The organism is Roseibium sp. MMSF_3412, assembly GCF_030733265.1.
Lineage (GTDB): Bacteria > Pseudomonadota > Alphaproteobacteria > Rhizobiales > Stappiaceae > Roseibium.
In genome coordinates this window covers 17,914-35,421 of the sequence record NZ_JASHJI010000001.1, presented here as the reverse complement: position 1 = coordinate 35,421, position 17,508 = coordinate 17,914, and the positions used below count along the sequence as shown (strand labels likewise).

The 17,508-nt window shown below is 60.8% G+C and carries 17 protein-coding genes; 16 read left to right on the top strand and 1 reads right to left on the bottom strand.

The genetic code is table 11. The features are described 5' to 3' along the window. Positions 1-3: 3 nt before the first annotated feature. The 16 genes from RBB49_RS00205 (at position 4) to hpxZ (ending at position 16,676) form a co-directional block, all read left to right on the top strand. Entirely contained in the window at positions 4-1,029 is a 1,026-nt protein-coding gene (locus RBB49_RS00205; protein WP_306140618.1) for an ABC transporter permease, read from the top strand. After that, on the top strand, positions 1,026-1,910 hold the full coding sequence (locus RBB49_RS00200) for an ABC transporter permease (RefSeq protein ID WP_306140617.1): 885 nt from the start codon (positions 1,026-1,028) through the stop codon (positions 1,908-1,910). Before RBB49_RS00205 ends, RBB49_RS00200 begins: the two co-directional genes overlap by 4 nt. Continuing rightward, complete coding sequence (locus tag RBB49_RS00195; protein ID WP_306140616.1) at positions 1,907-3,559, top strand: ABC transporter ATP-binding protein; 1,653 nt, start codon at positions 1,907-1,909, stop codon at positions 3,557-3,559. The genes RBB49_RS00200 and RBB49_RS00195 overlap by 4 nt, the downstream gene beginning before the upstream one ends. A 25-nt stretch (positions 3,560-3,584) precedes the next feature. Further along, a complete protein-coding gene (gene atzF / locus RBB49_RS00190) occupies positions 3,585-5,408 on the top strand; it encodes an allophanate hydrolase (RefSeq protein WP_306140615.1) in 1,824 nt (607 codons plus the stop codon). A gap of 23 nt (positions 5,409-5,431) precedes the next feature. Further along, entirely contained in the window at positions 5,432-6,409 is a 978-nt protein-coding gene (locus RBB49_RS00185) for an isopenicillin N synthase family oxygenase (RefSeq protein WP_306140614.1), read from the top strand. A 256-nt stretch (positions 6,410-6,665) separates the two neighbouring features. Then, positions 6,666-7,778 (top strand): BMP family ABC transporter substrate-binding protein, encoded by a 1,113-nt coding sequence (locus RBB49_RS00180; protein ID WP_306140612.1) that lies wholly within the window; start codon positions 6,666-6,668, stop codon positions 7,776-7,778. Positions 7,779-7,896: 118 nt separating this feature from the next. Continuing rightward, positions 7,897-9,012, top strand: a complete 1,116-nt coding sequence (locus RBB49_RS00175) for an ABC transporter permease (protein ID WP_306140610.1) — start codon at positions 7,897-7,899, stop codon at positions 9,010-9,012. After that, positions 9,009-9,932 carry an ABC transporter permease gene (locus RBB49_RS00170; RefSeq protein WP_306140609.1) on the top strand — a complete coding sequence of 308 codons (924 nt, stop codon included), beginning with the start codon at positions 9,009-9,011 and terminating at the stop codon, positions 9,930-9,932. The genes RBB49_RS00175 and RBB49_RS00170 overlap by 4 nt, the downstream gene beginning before the upstream one ends. An 11-nt stretch (positions 9,933-9,943) precedes the next feature. Beyond that, a complete protein-coding gene (locus tag RBB49_RS00165; protein WP_306140607.1) occupies positions 9,944-10,963 on the top strand; it encodes a formamidase in 1,020 nt (339 codons plus the stop codon). Between the two features lie 5 nt (positions 10,964-10,968). Then, complete coding sequence (locus RBB49_RS00160; protein ID WP_306140606.1) at positions 10,969-11,703, top strand: cysteine hydrolase family protein; 735 nt, start codon at positions 10,969-10,971, stop codon at positions 11,701-11,703. After that, positions 11,700-13,241 carry an ABC transporter ATP-binding protein gene (locus RBB49_RS00155; RefSeq protein ID WP_306140605.1) on the top strand — a complete coding sequence of 514 codons (1,542 nt, stop codon included), beginning with the start codon at positions 11,700-11,702 and terminating at the stop codon, positions 13,239-13,241. Before RBB49_RS00160 ends, RBB49_RS00155 begins: the two co-directional genes overlap by 4 nt. Continuing rightward, entirely contained in the window at positions 13,241-13,906 is a 666-nt protein-coding gene (locus RBB49_RS00150; RefSeq protein ID WP_306140604.1) for a cysteine hydrolase family protein, read from the top strand. The genes RBB49_RS00155 and RBB49_RS00150 overlap by 1 nt, the downstream gene beginning before the upstream one ends. 12 nt (positions 13,907-13,918) lie before the next feature. Further along, entirely contained in the window at positions 13,919-14,104 is a 186-nt protein-coding gene (locus RBB49_RS00145; RefSeq protein WP_306140603.1) for a DUF4089 domain-containing protein, read from the top strand. Further along, on the top strand, positions 14,101-15,501 hold the full coding sequence (locus tag RBB49_RS00140) for an AtzE family amidohydrolase (RefSeq protein ID WP_306140602.1): 1,401 nt from the start codon (positions 14,101-14,103) through the stop codon (positions 15,499-15,501). Before RBB49_RS00145 ends, RBB49_RS00140 begins: the two co-directional genes overlap by 4 nt. A 24-nt stretch (positions 15,502-15,525) precedes the next feature. Continuing rightward, positions 15,526-16,296 carry a 5-formyltetrahydrofolate cyclo-ligase gene (locus RBB49_RS00135; protein WP_306140601.1) on the top strand — a complete coding sequence of 257 codons (771 nt, stop codon included), beginning with the start codon at positions 15,526-15,528 and terminating at the stop codon, positions 16,294-16,296. Beyond that, positions 16,296-16,676, top strand: a complete 381-nt coding sequence (hpxZ, locus tag RBB49_RS00130; RefSeq protein WP_306140600.1) for an oxalurate catabolism protein HpxZ — start codon at positions 16,296-16,298, stop codon at positions 16,674-16,676. Before RBB49_RS00135 ends, hpxZ begins: the two co-directional genes overlap by 1 nt. A 170-nt stretch (positions 16,677-16,846) precedes the next feature. On the opposite strand, the gene RBB49_RS00125 is transcribed toward hpxZ, so the two are convergent. After that, positions 16,847-17,491: a VPLPA-CTERM sorting domain-containing protein gene (locus RBB49_RS00125; RefSeq protein WP_306140599.1), complete on the bottom strand. Its 645-nt coding sequence runs from the start codon at positions 17,489-17,491 to the stop codon at positions 16,847-16,849. Positions 17,492-17,508: the final 17 nt, after the last annotated feature.

Below are 17,508 nucleotides of genomic sequence, written 5' to 3'. Positions count from 1 at the left end.
TTGATGGCCGGGCGCTTGTCCACAATCGGGGTCAGGATCACACATGCCATTCCCGTGATCCTGGGGGTTGTCGTGGTCAGCTTCCTGCTGACCCGCGCCCTCCCGGGTGACCCGGCGGTCTATTTCGCCGGCGCGGCCGCCGATGAGGAATCGATTGCCGAAATCAGAACAGCGCTCGGCCTGGACAAACCCCTTTATGAGCAATTCATCATTTATGCCGGTGATGTTGCCACGGGCGATCTCGGCAATTCGCTGTCCACCGGACAGCCGGTTCTTGAGGATCTGGCAAACCGGCTTCCGGCCTCGCTTGAACTCACACTGACCGCTCTGCTGCTGTCATGCTCAATCGCAATCCCTCTCGGCGTGCTTGCAGCCACACGCCCGGGGTCGGCAGTGGATCACCTGTGCCGCGTTCTTGTCACGGCCGGCGTGTCGCTGCCGACGTTTTTCACCGGTGTCGTGCTGATTTACGTCTTCTACTATCTCCTCGGGATTGCGCCCTCGCCATTGGGGCGGCTCGATTTCATCTATATCGAGCCGGATCACGTGACCGGGTTCTATCTGATCGACGCAGCCATTGCAGGCGACTGGGAGACCTGGCTCGGCGCGCTGAAGCAGCTTGTGCTGCCGGCCGCCACGCTGGCTCTGTTCACGCTCGCGCCGCTTGCAAGGATGACACGGGCGGCGATGCTGAGCGCCTTGTCTTCGGACTATATCCGCACGGCGCGTGCCGCCGGACTGACCGAAGACAAGGTCCTGTTCACCTACGCGTTCCGCAACGCGCTGCTGCCGGTCATCACCACGCTCGGGATGGTGTTTTCGTTCACGCTCGGCGCCAATGTTCTGGTCGAGAAGGTTTTTGCCTGGCCGGGCATCGGCTCCTACGCGGTCGAAGCGCTGGTCGTATCCGATTATGCCGCCGTTCAGGGCTTCGTGCTGGCGATGGCGCTCCTGTTCGTTGCCCTCAATCTCGTGATCGATCTCACCTACACCCTCATCGATCCGCGCATCGGATTTGAAACCAAATGAGTGATCTGGCAAGCGCACCGGGGACAACAAAAGGGACCGACAGCACGTTCGCTCATATCGTTTACGTGTTGCGATCCAATCCGGTCACGCTGCTGGCCTTTGCGATGTTCGCGGTTCTGCTGCTTACGGGCATTCTGGGACCGGCCCTGGTGCCTTACGATCCGCTGCAATCCAATGCCGCACGCGCGCTTCAGCCGCCGTCGTTCGACCACTGGTTCGGCACCGACAATCTCGGCCGCGATGTTCTCAGCCGTGTCGTGGTCGCAACCCGGCTCGATCTTGCGATCTCCGTTGCGGCGGTCGCGCTGTCCTTCGTGATCGGGTCTGTGCTCGGCAGTATCGCCGGATACTGGGGCGGCTGGCTTGATGCTGTACTGAACCGCCTTTTCGACACGATCATGGCCTTTCCGTTGTTCGTACTGGCAATGGGTATCGTCGCAGCGCTCGGCAACACGGTGGAAAACATCGTTTACGCTACTGCGGTCATCAACATCCCCTTTTACGCGCGCCTCGTCAGGGCGGAAGTCAACATCAGGCGCGATGCGGGTTTCGCGCAGGCGGCAAAACTCGCCGGTAATTCGGATATCCAGGTTCTTGCCCTGCACATTTTTCCAAACGCGCTGCCACCCATGATGGTGCAGGTGTCGCTCAACCTCGGCTGGGCGATCCTGAATGCTGCCGGCCTGAGCTTTATTGGTCTCGGGGTGCGGCCGCCGACCGCCGAATGGGGGATCATGGTCGCCGAGGGTGCGAACTTCATCGTTTCCGGTGAATGGTGGCTGGCCATCTTCCCGGGGCTGGCGCTCATGTTTGCCGTGTTCACTTTCAATCTTCTGGGAGACGGGCTGCGCGACATTGTCGACCCCCGGCAACGCTCATGAGCCTTCTTTCCATACAAGGTCTGAAGGTCGCCTTTCAGACGCGGCGCGGCAGCGTCGATGCCGTCAGGGGTGTTTCGCTCGAGATCGACAAGGGTGAGATCCTCGGCATCGTCGGTGAATCCGGTTCCGGTAAATCCGTGACCTCCTATGCCCTGATGCGTTTGCTGGACAGGAACGGAAGCATCACCGGGGGTGCGCTCAGCTACGGCGGTATCGATCTGAACTCCGTCCGCGAGAGCACGATGCGGGATTTGCGCGGCCGCGAGATCTCGATGATCTTTCAGAACCCGCGCGCCGCGCTCAATCCGATCCGCAAGGTCGGGCACCAGATCGAGGATGTACTGCGCCGTCATTCCAGGGCGACCCGCTCCAACGCGAAGGCAGAAGCGATCAAGGCGTTGGAGGCGGTCAAGATCCGTGACGCGGAGGCGCGCTACAATGCCTATCCGTTCGAGCTATCCGGCGGCATGTGCCAGCGCGTGGTGATTGCGCTTGCCCTGGCCTGTGATCCGAAACTGCTGATCGCCGATGAACCGACGACAGGTCTCGATATCACCACGCAGAAGGCTGTGATGGATCTCATCGCGGAATTGATTGCCGAACGCAGCATGAGCGCCATGGTGATCACGCACGATCTCGGCCTTGCCGCGCAATACTGCGACAGGATCGTCGTAATGAAAGACGGCGAGGTGGTCGAAGAAGGCAGCGCAGAGCGCCTGTTTACAGCGCCGCAGCACGCTTACACCCGCAAGCTCGTCGATGCGACCCCAAGGGCCGGTGCCGGGATTCGCGCGCTCCTGCCGGCCGAGCAACGAACGCCTGAACCTGTTCTGCCGGTGTCCGACACGCCTCTGCTGGAGGTCAGGGATCTGGTGAAGACCTACCAGGGAAAGTCAGGACCGGTGCATGCGGTGAAGGGCATTTCCTTTTCCGTCATGAAAGGTCAGAGCGTCGGCCTGGTCGGTGAATCGGGCTGCGGCAAGTCAACGACGTCATCCATCCTCGTGCGTCTCGCCGATCCGACATCCGGCGAGATCCTCTTCGACGGCGAAGATCTCGCAAATACGCCGGCGAAAAACTTCGCCCGGGACCCGCGCAGGGCCAAGATCCAGATGGTGTTCCAGGACGCAACTGACAGCTTCAATCCGAGGCACACGGCGCGGCATTCCATCGAGGAACCGCTGGCGCGTCTCGGTGGCCTGTCCCGGCGCGAACGCAAGGAACGGGTCGGCGAACTGGCTGATCTTGTCGGACTGCCGAGAACCCTGCTCGACAGGTTTCCGCATCAGCTTTCCGGCGGGCAAAAGGCCCGCGTCGGCATTGCAAGGGCCATTGCGCTTGAACCCGAGTTCCTCATCCTCGACGAACCGACGGCGGCACTCGATGTTTCCATTCAGGCGATCGTTTTGAACCTGCTGGTCGATCTGCGCGCCAAGCTTGGCATCAGCTATCTCTTCGTCAGCCATGATCTGCATGTTGTCCGGCTTCTGTGCGACTATGTCATCGTGATGCGGGACGGTGAAATCGTTGAGGAAGGGCCGGCGGCAAAGGTCATGCAGACCCCGTCCCACGCCTACACGCAGGAACTGCTGGCCGCAGCGCCGGTACCGCCTGCCTTGCAAGAACCGGCCAGTTCCGCGGCCGAATGAGAATTGAGAGACTTTGAGGATTAAGATGTTCGACCTTCCTTTTACGCTTGCCTCGCTGAAAACCGCTTATGAAGACGGTGTCAGCCCGACAAAGGTTGTCGAGGAAGTCTACCGCCGGATCGCGGCCGTCGACGATCCGGGGATCTTCATTCTCCTGTGCGACAAGCAAGAGGTGCTGCAGGAAGCCACTGCCTTGGGCGCTTACGACGCGCGAAAACCGCTTTGGGGTGTGCCGTTCGTCATCAAGGACAACATCGATGTCGCGGGAAAACCGACGACGGCCGCATGCCCGGCCTATGCCTATGACGCAGATGAGGATGCATTTGTCGTGCACAAACTCCGCGAGGCAGGCGCGCTTCTGATCGGCAAGACCAATCTCGACCAGTTTGCGACCGGTCTCGTCGGCGTCCGCTCACCCTTTCAGCCGCCGAAGAACTCTGTCGACCCGGCGATTGTTCCAGGCGGTTCGTCTGCCGGATCTGCCGTTGCGGTCGGACACGGAATCGTCAGTTTTTCCCTTGGAACCGACACGGCTGGATCGGGGCGTGTCCCGGCCGCGCTCAACAACATTGTCGGTCTCAAGCCGACACTCGGGTCCCTGTCCGCAAGCGGCGTTGTTCCGGCCTGCCGCACCCTCGATACGATCTCGATTTTCGCCCTGACCGTTGAGGACGCCTACACTGTGTTCCAGGCCGCGGCTGGTTTCGACGAAAAGGATGCCTATTCGAGAGAGATTGCCGTGAGGGATCTTGCGGCGTCGCCGTCCCGCCTCAAGATCGGCATACCCGATGCGGCATCAATCGAGTTTTTCGGTGACGGCATCCAGGAACAATCCTTCCGCGACACGGTCGCTCTCTTGAAGGAGTATGGGGCCGATATCATCGAAGTCGATTTCACACCCTTCTACGATGTCGCGCACATGCTTTACGAGGGCGCGTGGGTGGCGGAAAGGCATACGGTGATCGAGGACCTGATGCGTGACGATCCCGATGCCGTCCATCCGGTGACCCGGAAAATCGTCGGCGCAGCCCTGGATCTAAGCGCGACCGATGCATTCCGGGGCATCTACCGGCTCAAGGAACTGGCGCGCAAGACGGAACCGGTTCTGGCTGCACTTGATCTCCTGTGCGTGCCGACAATTCCGACGTTCTACTCCGTGGCCGATCTTGAAGCCGACCCTGTCGGTCCGAACTCGCGAAATGGCACCTACACCAATTTCGTCAATCTCCTGGATATGTGCGGTCTTGCCCTGCCGGTATCCGCACGCTCGGACGGACGGCCCGGCAGCGTCACGCTGCTGGCATCGGCGGGACAGGACGGGATGATCGCATCACTCGGTATCGAACTGGAGAAAATGGCGCCTCATTCCCTCGGCGCGACAGGTTGGGCCGCACCGGAGCCGGTGGCACGCCCGCTTCTGGCAATGCCCGATGAAATCGCCGTTGCCGTCTGCGGGGCGCATATGTCCGGAATGGCGCTGAATAGCGAGTTGACCGGGCGCGGCGGGAGATTTCTGAAAAGCTCCAGAACAAGCGATGCCTATTCGCTTTATGCCCTGGCAGGTGGCCCGCCGAAACGGCCGGGACTTGTGCGCGGAGCACCGGGGTCTGGCCGGGAAATAGAGCTTGAAATCTGGACACTTCCGAAGGCGGAGGTCGGCGGTTTTCTTTCCGGTATTCCGGCTCCTCTCGGACTTGGCACCGTTGAACTGCTCGATGGAAGCAAGGTGACCGGCTTTGTTTGTGAAGCCGTTGGTGCGGAAGGGGCGGAGAACATTTCACATCTCGGCAGCTGGCGCACCTATATGGAAGATGTGAACAATGCGCAGCCGGTCGTGGCGGCGGAATAAAACAAGGAACGTCCGGTGACAAGATGACAGACCAGGGTCTTCCCGTAATCGATCTGGCCCCCCTTGCGGGGGGGACGCAGGAAGGGGTGGCAGCCGTTGCTTCGGAAATCGGGCACGCGGCTCGTGAGATCGGCTTCTTCTACGTCAGGAACCATGGCGTCGAGGCCGCGTTGATTGAACGGACCTTCAAGGCGGCGCACCAGCTTTTCGGCGAGCCGCTCGATGCCAAGATGGCGCTCACCAGGGATTTCTTCAAAACCAATCGCGGCTACGTCCCCATGAAGGGAGAAAATCTCGACCCGTCGAAACCTTCGGACCTCAAGGAGGCCTTCAATATCGGACTGGACCTTGCGCCGGATGACCCGAGAATAGTCGCCGGTGAACCGTTCCGGGCGGTAAACCAGTGGCCGGACCTGCCAGGTTGGAAGGAGACCTTGCTGAGCTACTTCAACGAGGTTTGGGCGCTCGGAAGGAGGCTGCACGAGGCCATCTCCGTTGACCTTGGCGTGGAACGCGATTTCTTCGAAGACAAGCTTGATGCACCCATGGCGACACTTCGCCTGTTGCATTACCCGCCGCAGCCGTCGAACGCCGAAGCCGGCCAGATCGGTGCGGGCACCCATACCGACTACGGCAATATCACCATCTTGTTGCCTGACGAGGTCGGAGGTCTGGAGGTGCAGCGGCGCGACGGTGTCTGGCTGAAGGCCCCGACAATCGAAGGTGCTTTCGTCTGCAACATCGGCGACTGCCTGATGCGCTGGACCAACGACGTCTATGTCTCCACGCCGCATCGTGTCGTCAATTCAGGTAGCCGGGAACGATACTCCATCGCGTTTTTTCTCGACCCCAATCCGGAGGCGGAAGTTGCCTGTCTGCCAGGATGCCTGCGCGAGGGAGAGCAGGCGAAGTACCCGGCGATTTCCGGCGCGGACTACCTGAAAACAAGGCTGGACGCGAGCTATGAACCGGTCAGGGCCGCCCGAGACTTGAACAGTTAAATGATGAAAAATTAGCCAGAAAACCTTAGAGGCTGAAAAATAGGCAAAAGCGTCGGTCGCAAGTCCCGGCGCACAGGAGAGGTGTGTGTTCAATCGCATCAAAAAGAATCAAAAAAATATAATAAAATCAATAATTTAAATGAAAATCCTTTAAGGGGTTGAACTTGCGGGGAAATGGCACGGGGATTGCAAAATCATGTCGAAGAAAAACGGAGCGGGCGATGACGCATGGCTTCGTCATAAAACGGAGGACGTAATGTCAAAGTTTGAACTTTCACGCCGCAACATGCTGAAGTCGTCGGCAGCCGGGCTGGCCGCTCTCTCGGCAGGTGGCCTCTCAAGGCTGGCGCATGCATCAGACCTCACGGTCGGCATTGTTTATGTCGGACCGCGCGACGATTTTGGCTGGAACCAGGCGCATGCCGTTGCAGCGGCCGCGCTCAAGGACGTTCCGGGTGTGACCGTGGTTGAGGAAGAAAACGTGCCTGAAACGGTCGCGGTCGAGAAGTCCATGGAATCCATGATCAATCTCGATGGCGCCAAGCTGATTTTCGCGACGTCCTTCGGGTACTACAAACCGTTCGTTCTGGATCTGGCAGGCAAATACACAGACGTGGAATTCCGGCACGCAGCACCGCTGTGGACCGAAGCCGACCCGAAAAACGCGGGCAGCTATTTCGGTTATCTCGACCAGGCGCACTACGTGAACGGCGTTGCTGCCGGCCTGTCGACCACAAGCAACAAGCTCGGCTTCGTCGCCGCCAAGCCGATCGGCACCGTGCTGCGCAACATCAACTCCTTCCTTCTTGGTGCACGCAAGGTGAATCCGGAAGCCACGGTCCAGGTGATTTTCACCGGCGAATGGTCAATGCCGGTGCGCGAAGCAGAGGCTGCCAACGCGCTCGTGGATGCCGGGTGCGATGTCCTGACCTGTCATGTCGACGGTCCGAAAGTGGTGATCGAAACGGCGGAATCGCGCGGTATCAAATGTTGCGGCCACAACGCCTCGCAAGCGCCGCTGGCACCCAAGGGCTTCATCACCGGCGCAGAATACAAGTGGGAAACGATCTACAAGATGTTTGCCGCAAACCTCGCCGAAGGCCAGCCGTTGCCGAACTTTACCGGCGGTGGATTTGATGTCGACTTCGTCCGCTCCACACCTTACGGCGCCGGCGCTTCGGAAGCGGCGATCGCGTCCGCCGACGCGGCACGGGCGGACGTCAAGGCGGGCAAGCCGATCTTTGTCGGCCCCATCAACAAGCAGGACGGATCACCGTTGCTCGCCGCAGGGGCAAGCTTCGACAACTACGAGCCTTCCCTGGACCAGACCGACTACCTGATCGAGGGCGTCGTCGGTTCGATCACCTGAGGCGCATTTGACCTCTCCACCGGCGGCTTGTCTCAAAGGGCTGGCCGCCGGGGGAGCGAACATTTCGGCGCGGCCGTAGTTGCGTTAACGCACGGCCGGCCAATCTCAGGGAAACGGTATGGCAGATACCACGGAAACGCCCGGCATCGCCGTTCAGTCCGGCATGTCGAATGATCTTCTGGAGCGCCTCAGGCGCTCGTCCGAATACGTGGTTATTCCACTTCTGGCACTCGTCTTTTCGGGCGTGCTTTTTTCAGTATTTCTGTTCGCGCTCGGCAAGTCGCCGGCGGAGTTCTTTTCGCATGTCTGGCGCGGGGGTTTCGGCACCAGTTTTTCCTGGCAGAACACGCTGGTGCGTGCCGCGCCGCTGATTTTCACCGCGCTGTGCGTTGCCATTCCGGCACGCCTCGGCCTCGTCATTATCGGTGGAGAGGGCGCTCTTGTGCTTGGCGGATTTGCTTCTGCCGCGATCGCCATACCGATGATCGGCTGGATGCCCGGCTTGCCGATGCTCGCCATCATGGCGTTCGCCGGCATGGTGGCCGGAGCAATCTGGATCGGCTGCGTCGGTGCCCTGCGGCACTATCGCGGCGTGAACGAGACAATCGCCTCTCTCCTGATGTTCTACATCGCGGTTTCGATCCTGAATTTCTTTGTCGAAGGCGCACTTCGGGATCCGTCCGATCCGAACAAACCATCGACCAAGCCGATCGGATCGGAAAACATGATCGGCGTCATTCCGGGAACGGACGTGCACTGGGGTCTCCTGGTCGGTGTCCTTCTGTGCGGTGTGCTCTACCTGGTGATGAACCGGACCACGTTCGGCTTCGCCGCGCAGATCGCCGGCGGCAATTTGAGAGCCGCGCAGGCGCAGGGGCTCCCGGTCGGACGCCTGATGGTGGTCTCCTGTGCGATTGCCGGTGCCTGTGCCGGTCTGGCCGGTTTCTTTGAGGTTGCCGCGATCCACGGCAAGGCCAATGCATCGCTGATCGCCGGCTATGGCTTTACCGGCATCCTTGTGTCTTTTCTCGCCCGTCACAATCCGCTCGTGATCGTTCCCGTTGCCATTTTCCTCGGTGGCATTGCAGCCTCCGGCGGTCTGGTGCAGAGGCGCATGGATCTGCCGGATGCAACGGTCCTGGTGCTTCAGGGGCTTTTGTTCCTCGTCATTCTCGTGTCGGAAACCTTTTACGGGCGGCTGTCCATCTTCAAATCGAAGGGAGCTGCGCAATGAGCGACGATGCAGGTCTGATGACCGTGCTCCTGGCCATGTTTGCCGGCGCGATCCGGGTGTCTACGCCGTTCCTGTTCGTGAGCCTCGGCGAAATGCTCACCGAAAAATCAGGTCGCATCAATCTGGGCCTTGAAGGCACGCTGGTCTTCGGTGCGATGTCCGGTTATGCGATCTCCTATCACACCGGTTCGCCTTGGTTTGGGGTGCTTGTCGCCGGTATCTGCGGGTCGTGTTTCGGTGCCTTGCACGGCTACCTGTGCAAGCTTCCGAAGGTGAACGATATCGCGATCGGCATCGTGCTGATGCTGTTCGGAACCGGTCTCGCGTTCTTCTTCGGAAAGGCCTACATCCAGCCGTCCGCGCCGCGTCTGCCCGCCATTTCCTTCGGTGCATGGAGCGACCATCCCGGCATCCGTCAGGCGCTTGAGATCAATCCTTTGTTCCTGCTCGGGATCGTTCTGGCGATCTTTCTGTGGTGGGCGCTCAGGAACACGCGCTACGGCCTGATCATCCGGACCACGGGAGACAGCGCACCGGCTGCTCTCGCGCTGGGGATCAATGTCGATCGCGTGCGGCTTCTGTCAACGATGGCGGGTGGGTTCTTTGCCGGCATCGGCGGGTCGTTCCTGTCGCTCTATTATCCGGGAAGCTGGACGGAAGGCCTGTCTTCGGGGCAGGGATTGATGGCGGTCGCGCTCGTGATCTTCGCCCGCTGGAACCCGCTCTATTGTTTTTGGGCCGCACTTCTTTTCGGTGCAGCCGGTGCGCTCGGACCCGCACTTCAATCCATCGGTATTTCGCGTGGCTACCACTTCTTCAATGCCGCGCCCTACATCCTGACGCTTTTGATCATGATCGCGAGCACATCGCCAAGGCGCTCTTTGAAAGGAGCGCCGGGCGAACTCTCGATCACCAAATAAGGAGCCATGCAATGAGCGGACTTGGAGGACTGAACAAAGCCCCGAACGGAGTGGTTCTGGGCATGGTGCAACTGCAACTGCCGACGGTTGTCACGGAAATCGATCTGGCCAAACAGACCGATGTCATTGTTGGCATGGTCGCCAAAGCGCGCCGCAACATGCCGACGATGGACATTGTCGTTTTCCCCGAATACGCGCTTCACGGCCTGTCCATGGATATCAATCCGGACATCATGTGCTCGCTCGATGGCCCGGAAGTGGCCGCCTTCAAGAAGGCCTGTGTCGACAACGACATCTGGGGCTGCTTTTCGATCATGGAACTCAACCCGGGAGGCATGCCTTACAATTCCGGGCTGATCATAGACAACAAGGGTGAACTCAAGCTCTATTACCGCAAGATGCATCCCTGGGTGCCGGTCGAACCTTGGGAGCCGGGCGATCAGGGCATTCCGGTGATCGACGGTCCGAACGGCTGCAGGATGGCGCTCATCATCTGCCACGACGGCATGTTTCCGGAAATGGCCCGTGAATGTGCCTACAAGGGTGCCGAAATCATGATCCGCACGGCCGGCTACACGGCCCCGATCCGGGAAAGCTGGAAATTCACCAATCAGTCCAATGCGTTCTGTAACCTTATGGTGACGGCAAATGTCTGCATGTGCGGCACAGACGGCACCTTCGACAGCATGGGCGAGGGCATGATCGTCAATTTCGACGGCACCATCCTGGCCCACGGAACCAGCGGGCGCGCCAACGAGATCATCACGGCAGAGGTGCGGCCGGACCTGGTGCGCGAGGCACGCATCAACTGGGGCGTGGAGAACAACATCTACCAGTTCGGTCATCGCGGTTACGTCGCCGTGAAAGGCGGCGCACAGGATTGCCCTTACACCTACATGACCGATCTTGCCGCCGGAAATTACCGCCTGCCCTGGGAAGACGACGTCAAGCACACGGACGGCACGTCCTGTGGTTTCGACGCGCCGGTGCGCCGCTTTGGCGACAGGGCCTTGAGCGACGCAGCGGAGTGAACATCATGAGCCTTGCTGAGCCGAGTCCCGCCGACCTCGAAGGTCCCGTTGCCGCCGATCCATATCCCTGGCCCTATAACGGTGACCTGAGACCCGGGAACACGGCACTGGTCATCATCGACATGCAGACCGACTTCTGCGGCAAGGATGGCTACGTTGACAGCATGGGCTACGACATCAGCCTGACGCGTGCGCCGATTGAACCGATCGGAACCGTTCTTGCCGCCATGCGCGCGGACGGATACCACATTATCCATACGCGGGAGGGGCACAGGCCGGACCTTGCAGACCTACCGGCAAACAAGCGTTGGCGCTCACAGAGGATCGGAGCCGGCATCGGAGACCCGGGACCTTGCGGCAAGATCCTTGTCCGCGGCGAACCCGGCTGGGAGATCATCCCCGAACTCGCGCCTTTGCCCGGTGAGCCGGTCATCGACAAGCCCGGCAAAGGATCCTTTTGCGCAACGGATCTGGAGTTGCTGTTGCGGACGAGAGGCATCGACAACCTTGTCCTGACCGGTATCACCACGGATGTGTGCGTGCACACCACGATGCGCGAAGCCAATGATCGCGGCTTTGAGTGCCTGGTGCTGTCGGATTGCTGCGGCGCGACCGACCGGGGCAATCATGACGCCGCCCTGAAAATGGTGACCATGCAGGGCGGGGTGTTCGGAGCCGTTGCCGACAGCGCGGCCTTTCTTTCCGGGTTGCATGCGGCCCGCGGGATGTCGGGCGCATGAGTGTGGCGTTGGAGACCGGCTCAGGGTCCCGTGCCATCGGTGTCGAAACCGTCGGCATGACCAAGGCTTTCGGCAATCTTGTCGCTTTGGATGACGTTTCGATCCGCGTGACGCCCGGGTCCTTTCACGCTCTGCTTGGTGAAAACGGCGCGGGCAAGTCGACACTCGTCAAGTGCATGATGGGGTTCTACCAGCCGACAAGCGGTGCGATGCTGGTCAACGGGGAAGAAGCTGACGTTCCCAACCCGCGCGCCGCCCATGCCCATGGCATCGGCATGGTCTATCAGCACTTCACCCTGGTTCCGTCTCTGACTGCCGCTGAAAATCTCGTCATCGCGCGCACCGACGCGCCGCGCGTGATCGACTGGAAGGCGGAACGCAGGGCCTTGAGTGCCTTTCTGGAAACAACGCCGTTCAAAGTGCCGCTCGACGTGCCCGTTTCCGGGCTCTCGGCGGGTGAGAAGCAGAAGCTGGAAATCCTGAAGCAGCTTTATCTGGATCAGCGCTTTCTGATCCTCGATGAACCTACATCGGTGCTGACGCCGGATGAGGCCGACGAAGTCCTGGGGCTGCTGCGCGCCATGACCGAGGCCGGTGATCTGACCATCCTGATGATCACCCACAAGTTTCGCGAAGTCACCGCCTATGCCGACGATGTCACGGTCTTGAGACGCGGGCGCGTGGTCGGCAGCGGCCGGGTCCGGGATCTTTCCGTGGAAGACATGAGCCGCATGATGATTGGCGAAACGGAAATCCGGGAAAGCGCAGAGCGGACCGCGCACCAACAGGCGGCGCTCAAGCTGGAACTGGCCGGGCTGTTCGCCGATGACGACGAGGAACTGCCCGCGATCGAGGCCATCAGCCTGAAAGTTCATGCCGGTGAAATCCTCGGCATCGCGGGTGTCTCCGGCAACGGCCAGTCGGAATTGATCGAAGTCCTTTCCGGGCAGCGGATGCTGAAGGACGGCCGGATCTTCATCGGCAAGGAACCCTATGAGCCCGAACGTGGCCAGATGGACGCGTTCAAGGTGTTCGGGTTTTCCGAGGAACCTCTCAAGAACGTGGCTGTGCCGCGCATGAGCGTCGCCGAGAACATGGCGTTTCGAACCTTCGACAAGGCACCGATCTCTCCCTTCCGGGGCTGGTTGTCGCCGCCACCCATGCGCCGTCAGGCCCGGGATCTGATTGCCGCCTACAGGGTCAAGACGCCGTCAACGGAAGAGCCGATCGAAAATCTGTCCGGCGGAAACGTTCAACGCGCGATCCTTGCGCGGGAACTCTCCGGCGACGTCGATATCCTGATTGTCGCCAACCCCTGTTTCGGGCTCGACTTTGCCTCCGTTGCCGAAATCAGGGCGCAGATCATGGACCAGCGCAACAGGGGAGCCGCGATACTGCTGGTGTCGGAAGACCTCGATGAAATTCTCGAACTCGCCGACACGGTCGCCGTGATGTCCGAGGGGCGCATCACCTACCAGTCGCCGATGGCGGAGACGGACAGGGCGACCATCGGCCATGCCATGGCGGGGCACCACTGATGCTCAAGGTCGATGCGGAACCCTTCACCTTCACTTTCGATCCGGGAAGCACGGCGCTTGTCGTGATCGACATGCAGCGCGACTTCATCGAACCGGGCGGGTTCGGGGAAACGCTCGGCAACGACGTCTCGCATATGCAGCGGGCAATCGCACCAACGCAGCACTTGTTGCGCCTGTTCCGGCAGAAGGAATGGCCGGTGATCCATACGCGCGAGTGCCACGCCGCCGACCTGAGCGATTGCCCACCGGCGAAACGGGACCGGGGCAGCCCGTCGATGCGCATCGGCGATGACGGGCCGATGGGGCGCATCCTCGTGCGCGGTGAGCCGGGTGCCGAGATCGTGTCTGAATGTGCACCTGTTGAAGGTGAGATCGTCATCGATAAGCCCGGCAAGGGCGCGTTTTACGCAACATCCCTTGGCGCGGACCTTGAACGACTGCAGATCCGGAGCCTCGTCTTTGCCGGTGTAACGACGGAAGTCTGCGTCCAGACCACCATGCGCGAGGCCAACGACCGTGGTTTTGAGTGCCTGCTGATCGAGGAGGCAACCGAGAGCTACTTTCCCGAGTTCAAGGCGGCGACGCTCGACATGATCAGGGCACAGGGCGGGATTGTCGGCTGGACCGCACCCTTGAGCTCATTCGCCTCTGCAATTGATGAATAGGACGAGGATCACATGAGCACCGAATTCGATGCCAGGTCCCATGTGGCCCATATGGAGAAGGTGATGGGCCTCACGATCGAGGAAGACTGGCGGCCGGTCGTCGAGGCGCATATTGCCGCGATCGAAAAGGCAGCCGCGCTTGTCCAGTCCTTTCCGCTGGAGGAAGAGACCGAAGCTGCGCCGGTGTTCGAGGCATGAGCGGTTCAACGGACATCACTGCGATGACGGCAGCGGAAATCGCGAAGGCAGTCACCGGCGGCGGTCTGTCGGCAACGGAAGTCGTCAAGGCGTCGCTGGCGCAGATCGACAAGCGCAATCCGGCGGTCAATGCCTTCACCGATGTAACTGCAGATGCCGCCCTGGCGGACGCGCGAAAGATTGACGAGGCCGTTGCCGGTGGAACGAGACTGCCGCTCGCCGGCGTTCCCTTCGCAGTGAAGAACCTGTTCGATATCGAAGGCGTCGTCACCCGGGCCGGATCGAAGATCAATCGCGGCAATGCCCCCGCAAAGTCGGACGCAACACTCGTTCAACACCTGCGCCGGCAAGGCGCCGTCCTGATGGGCGGACTGAACATGGGCGAATATGCCTATGATTTCACGGGTGAAAATGTCCATGACGGCAACTGCCTGAATCCCCATGACCTTGGCCGGATGAGCGGCGGATCGTCTTCAGGCTCCGGGGCAGCGGTTGCGTCTGGTATGGTGCCGGTGAGCCTCGGCTCGGACACCAATGGATCAATCCGCGTGCCCTCGTCCTTCTGCGGGCTTTTCGGCCTCAAGCCGACCTACGGGCGTCTGTCTCGCCACGGCACCTATCCGTTTGTCGGCAGTCTCGATCATCTCGGGCCCATGGCAAGATCCGCGGCTGACCTGTCGCTCGTCTTCGACGCGCTTCAGGGAGCCGATCCGAACGACCCGGCGCAGGCGGCAAGGCCCGCGCTCGCAACCCATGAAAAGATCGGCCATGGCGCGGACGGACTGCGCATCGCGGTTGCCGGTGGCTATTTCCGGGAGAAAGCGGAACCGGAAGCTCTTGCTGCCGTTGACGCCGTTGCACGGGCGCTCGGCGTTTCAGCTGAAATCGACATTCCCGAAGCCGCCCGCGCCCGCGCGGCCGCCTATGTGATCACCAGTGCGGAAGGCGCGAACCTTCATTTCGACAGGATCTCTTTGCGGCCCGGGGACTACGATCCCGATACGCGTGACAGGTTCCTTGCCGGTACGATGGTGCCTGCGGTCTGGGTTGAGCAGGCGCAGCGGTTTCGCAGCTGGTTCCGTGAACGCATGCGCAAGATTTTCGAAGAGGTCGACATTCTGCTGGCACCGGCAACGCCTTTTTCCGCGCTGCCGTCCGGAACGAAGACCATCACGCTGGACGGTGTCACGATGCCGGCGCGCCCGAATATCGGTCTGTTCACCCAGCCGGTGTCCTTCATCGGACTGCCGGTGGTCGCGGCGCCTGTCTGGCTGGAGGGAGCGCTGCTGCCGATCGGCGTCCAGGTGATTGCGCCGGCCTGGCGGGAGGACCTTGCCCTGCGGGTTGCTGCCGAGCTTGAGCAAGCGGGTGTCTGCCGCGCTCCTATAGCAACCTGAAGAGCTTCTGATGAGGGATTGATCATGGACGACGCACGCTGGTCGGGGCGGAACCGGGACAAGGACCGGATCAGGCATCGCATCTGGTCGGACCTTGAGACAAGCGGCAACAGCATTGGCCCGGCCCAGAGCTGCATTCCCAATTTCGCGGGTGCGGACCTTGCCGCGCGCAACCTTGCCCGGCTCCCTCAGTGGCAGGCGGCGAACGTGGTGAAGTGCAATCCCGATCCACCGCAAATTCCGGTCCGGTTGCGTGCGCTCTACGAAGGCAAGATCGTCTATGCGCCGGTTCCCGAACTCCTCAAACCGTTTCCCTTTGTCCGTCTCGACCCTGACAAGCTTGCAAGGAAAGGCATTCAGTTCGAGCTGGCGGCCACGTCCCAGGGTTTTGTCGAACACGGCGACCCGGTGGAATTTGAGGACATGGAACCGCTTGATTTCGTGGTCGTCGGCTGTGTCGCCGTCAGCCGGGCCGGGGCACGAACGGGCAAGGGCGGCGGATTTGCCGATCTTGAACTCGGTATCTTTCGCGAACTGGACAAACTGAAACCGGACGCGCCGATCACCACGACGGTTCATTCCTCGCAGGTCGTCGGCGACGGGGAGCTTGTCATGATGCAGCATGACAGCGCGCTGGATGCAATCGCAACGGAGACCGGTCTGATCGAGACCGGCACGACGTTCCCGCAGCCGGCCGGCGTTTCCTGGGACGCCGTTCAGCCGGACCAGTTCCGCGATATTCCGTTTCTGGAAACGTTGCGTGACCGTCTGAATGGCTCGGGGAGGGGAGAGTAATGGAAATCAACATCGCGTCCGTGAAGGCGGAGGTCGAGGCAGTGTTCGCCGAATATGAAAAGGCCCTTGTCGGCAACGATGTCGCCACGCTCGACCGTCTCTTTTTCAACGCCCCCACGACCATCCGGTATGGCGGTGGTGAAAACCTCTACGGCTATGACGAGATCGCGGCCTTCAGGTCGGCGCGGAACGACGGCAATCTTAAAAGACGGCTCGAAAGAACCGAGATCACCACCTACGGTACCGATTTCGCAACGGCCGCGACGCTGTTTTACCGCGACACGGCGCCCGGAAAGGTCGGCCGCCAGATGCAGACCTGGATGAAAACACCCGACGGCTGGAAAGTGGTCGCAGCCCATGTCAGCGTGGTCGCGGAGTGAGCGGGGGGGGGAATTGCCAGCCCCCCGCGGTACGCCAGCGTCTGATCAGCTCAAGACCGATCGACGAGGATTTCCAATGCGAAGGGAATGCGCGCAGCGTTCAGACGGCTGACAAAAAAACGCTCGCCGGATGCAGCGAGCGTTCAGGGGCGGGTTTCGCCTTGTTCCGCCTAAGCGGACCGCTTGCGGCGCATGACCACAAGACCGCCGATCCCGGCCAGAAGAAGCCAGCCGGCGGCGGGCAGCGGAACCGGTGTTGCCGTTATCGAGGCGAACTCGAAGGCGTTGTTCGGATCTGATTTGAACCAGACTTCGTCGAAGAGGCCCGAATAGGTCACATACACGGAGCCCGCGCTCGGAGATCCGGTAATCGGGCTGCCCTGGAATTCGGCAACCATCGATCCGGCAAGGTAGAAAATCAGATCGTTGTAGGTATCGGGCGAACCCCAGAGAAACGACAGCGAGTTCTGAACGGTGTCGAAAACCAGCTTGGCCGGGTTCGGCAGGTTGCCGGGGCCAGTGGCGAAGAAGTCGATGGAACCGGGATTATTCACGGTGGCATTCTCAACGGCTCCGTTCGATGTTTCATCCCAGGGAGTGCGATAAACGCCGTTCTGGTTGCCGCTTCTCACCTGCGCGGCCACATCCCAGGATGCGCCGGATGGCAGGGTCACGGAATTGGATGCGTCCGGATAGACGAACGACCCGTCCGAGAACTCAACGGAAGAGGAAAGCGTAACGGCATGCGCCGCGGACGACGCTGCCACGAGCGCCACCGCAAAGAATGAGGCCTTTGCAATTGTCAGGATTTTCATAGGTTACTTCCTAGGCT

Coding starts and splice junctions, on each gene's coding strand:
- RBB49_RS00205 (WP_306140618.1), top strand. CDS start 4: ATGGCCGGGCGCTTGTCCACAATCGGGGTCAGGATCACACATGCCATT.
- RBB49_RS00200 (WP_306140617.1), top strand. CDS start 1,026: ATGAGTGATCTGGCAAGCGCACCGGGGACAACAAAAGGGACCGACAGC.
- RBB49_RS00195 (WP_306140616.1), top strand. CDS start 1,907: ATGAGCCTTCTTTCCATACAAGGTCTGAAGGTCGCCTTTCAGACGCGG.
- atzF (WP_306140615.1), top strand. CDS start 3,585: ATGTTCGACCTTCCTTTTACGCTTGCCTCGCTGAAAACCGCTTATGAA.
- RBB49_RS00185 (WP_306140614.1), top strand. CDS start 5,432: ATGACAGACCAGGGTCTTCCCGTAATCGATCTGGCCCCCCTTGCGGGG.
- RBB49_RS00180 (WP_306140612.1), top strand. CDS start 6,666: ATGTCAAAGTTTGAACTTTCACGCCGCAACATGCTGAAGTCGTCGGCA.
- RBB49_RS00175 (WP_306140610.1), top strand. CDS start 7,897: ATGGCAGATACCACGGAAACGCCCGGCATCGCCGTTCAGTCCGGCATG.
- RBB49_RS00170 (WP_306140609.1), top strand. CDS start 9,009: ATGAGCGACGATGCAGGTCTGATGACCGTGCTCCTGGCCATGTTTGCC.
- RBB49_RS00165 (WP_306140607.1), top strand. CDS start 9,944: ATGAGCGGACTTGGAGGACTGAACAAAGCCCCGAACGGAGTGGTTCTG.
- RBB49_RS00160 (WP_306140606.1), top strand. CDS start 10,969: ATGAGCCTTGCTGAGCCGAGTCCCGCCGACCTCGAAGGTCCCGTTGCC.
- RBB49_RS00155 (WP_306140605.1), top strand. CDS start 11,700: ATGAGTGTGGCGTTGGAGACCGGCTCAGGGTCCCGTGCCATCGGTGTC.
- RBB49_RS00150 (WP_306140604.1), top strand. CDS start 13,241: ATGCTCAAGGTCGATGCGGAACCCTTCACCTTCACTTTCGATCCGGGA.
- RBB49_RS00145 (WP_306140603.1), top strand. CDS start 13,919: ATGAGCACCGAATTCGATGCCAGGTCCCATGTGGCCCATATGGAGAAG.
- RBB49_RS00140 (WP_306140602.1), top strand. CDS start 14,101: ATGAGCGGTTCAACGGACATCACTGCGATGACGGCAGCGGAAATCGCG.
- RBB49_RS00135 (WP_306140601.1), top strand. CDS start 15,526: ATGGACGACGCACGCTGGTCGGGGCGGAACCGGGACAAGGACCGGATC.
- hpxZ (WP_306140600.1), top strand. CDS start 16,296: ATGGAAATCAACATCGCGTCCGTGAAGGCGGAGGTCGAGGCAGTGTTC.
- RBB49_RS00125 (WP_306140599.1), bottom strand. CDS start 17,491: ATGAAAATCCTGACAATTGCAAAGGCCTCATTCTTTGCGGTGGCGCTC.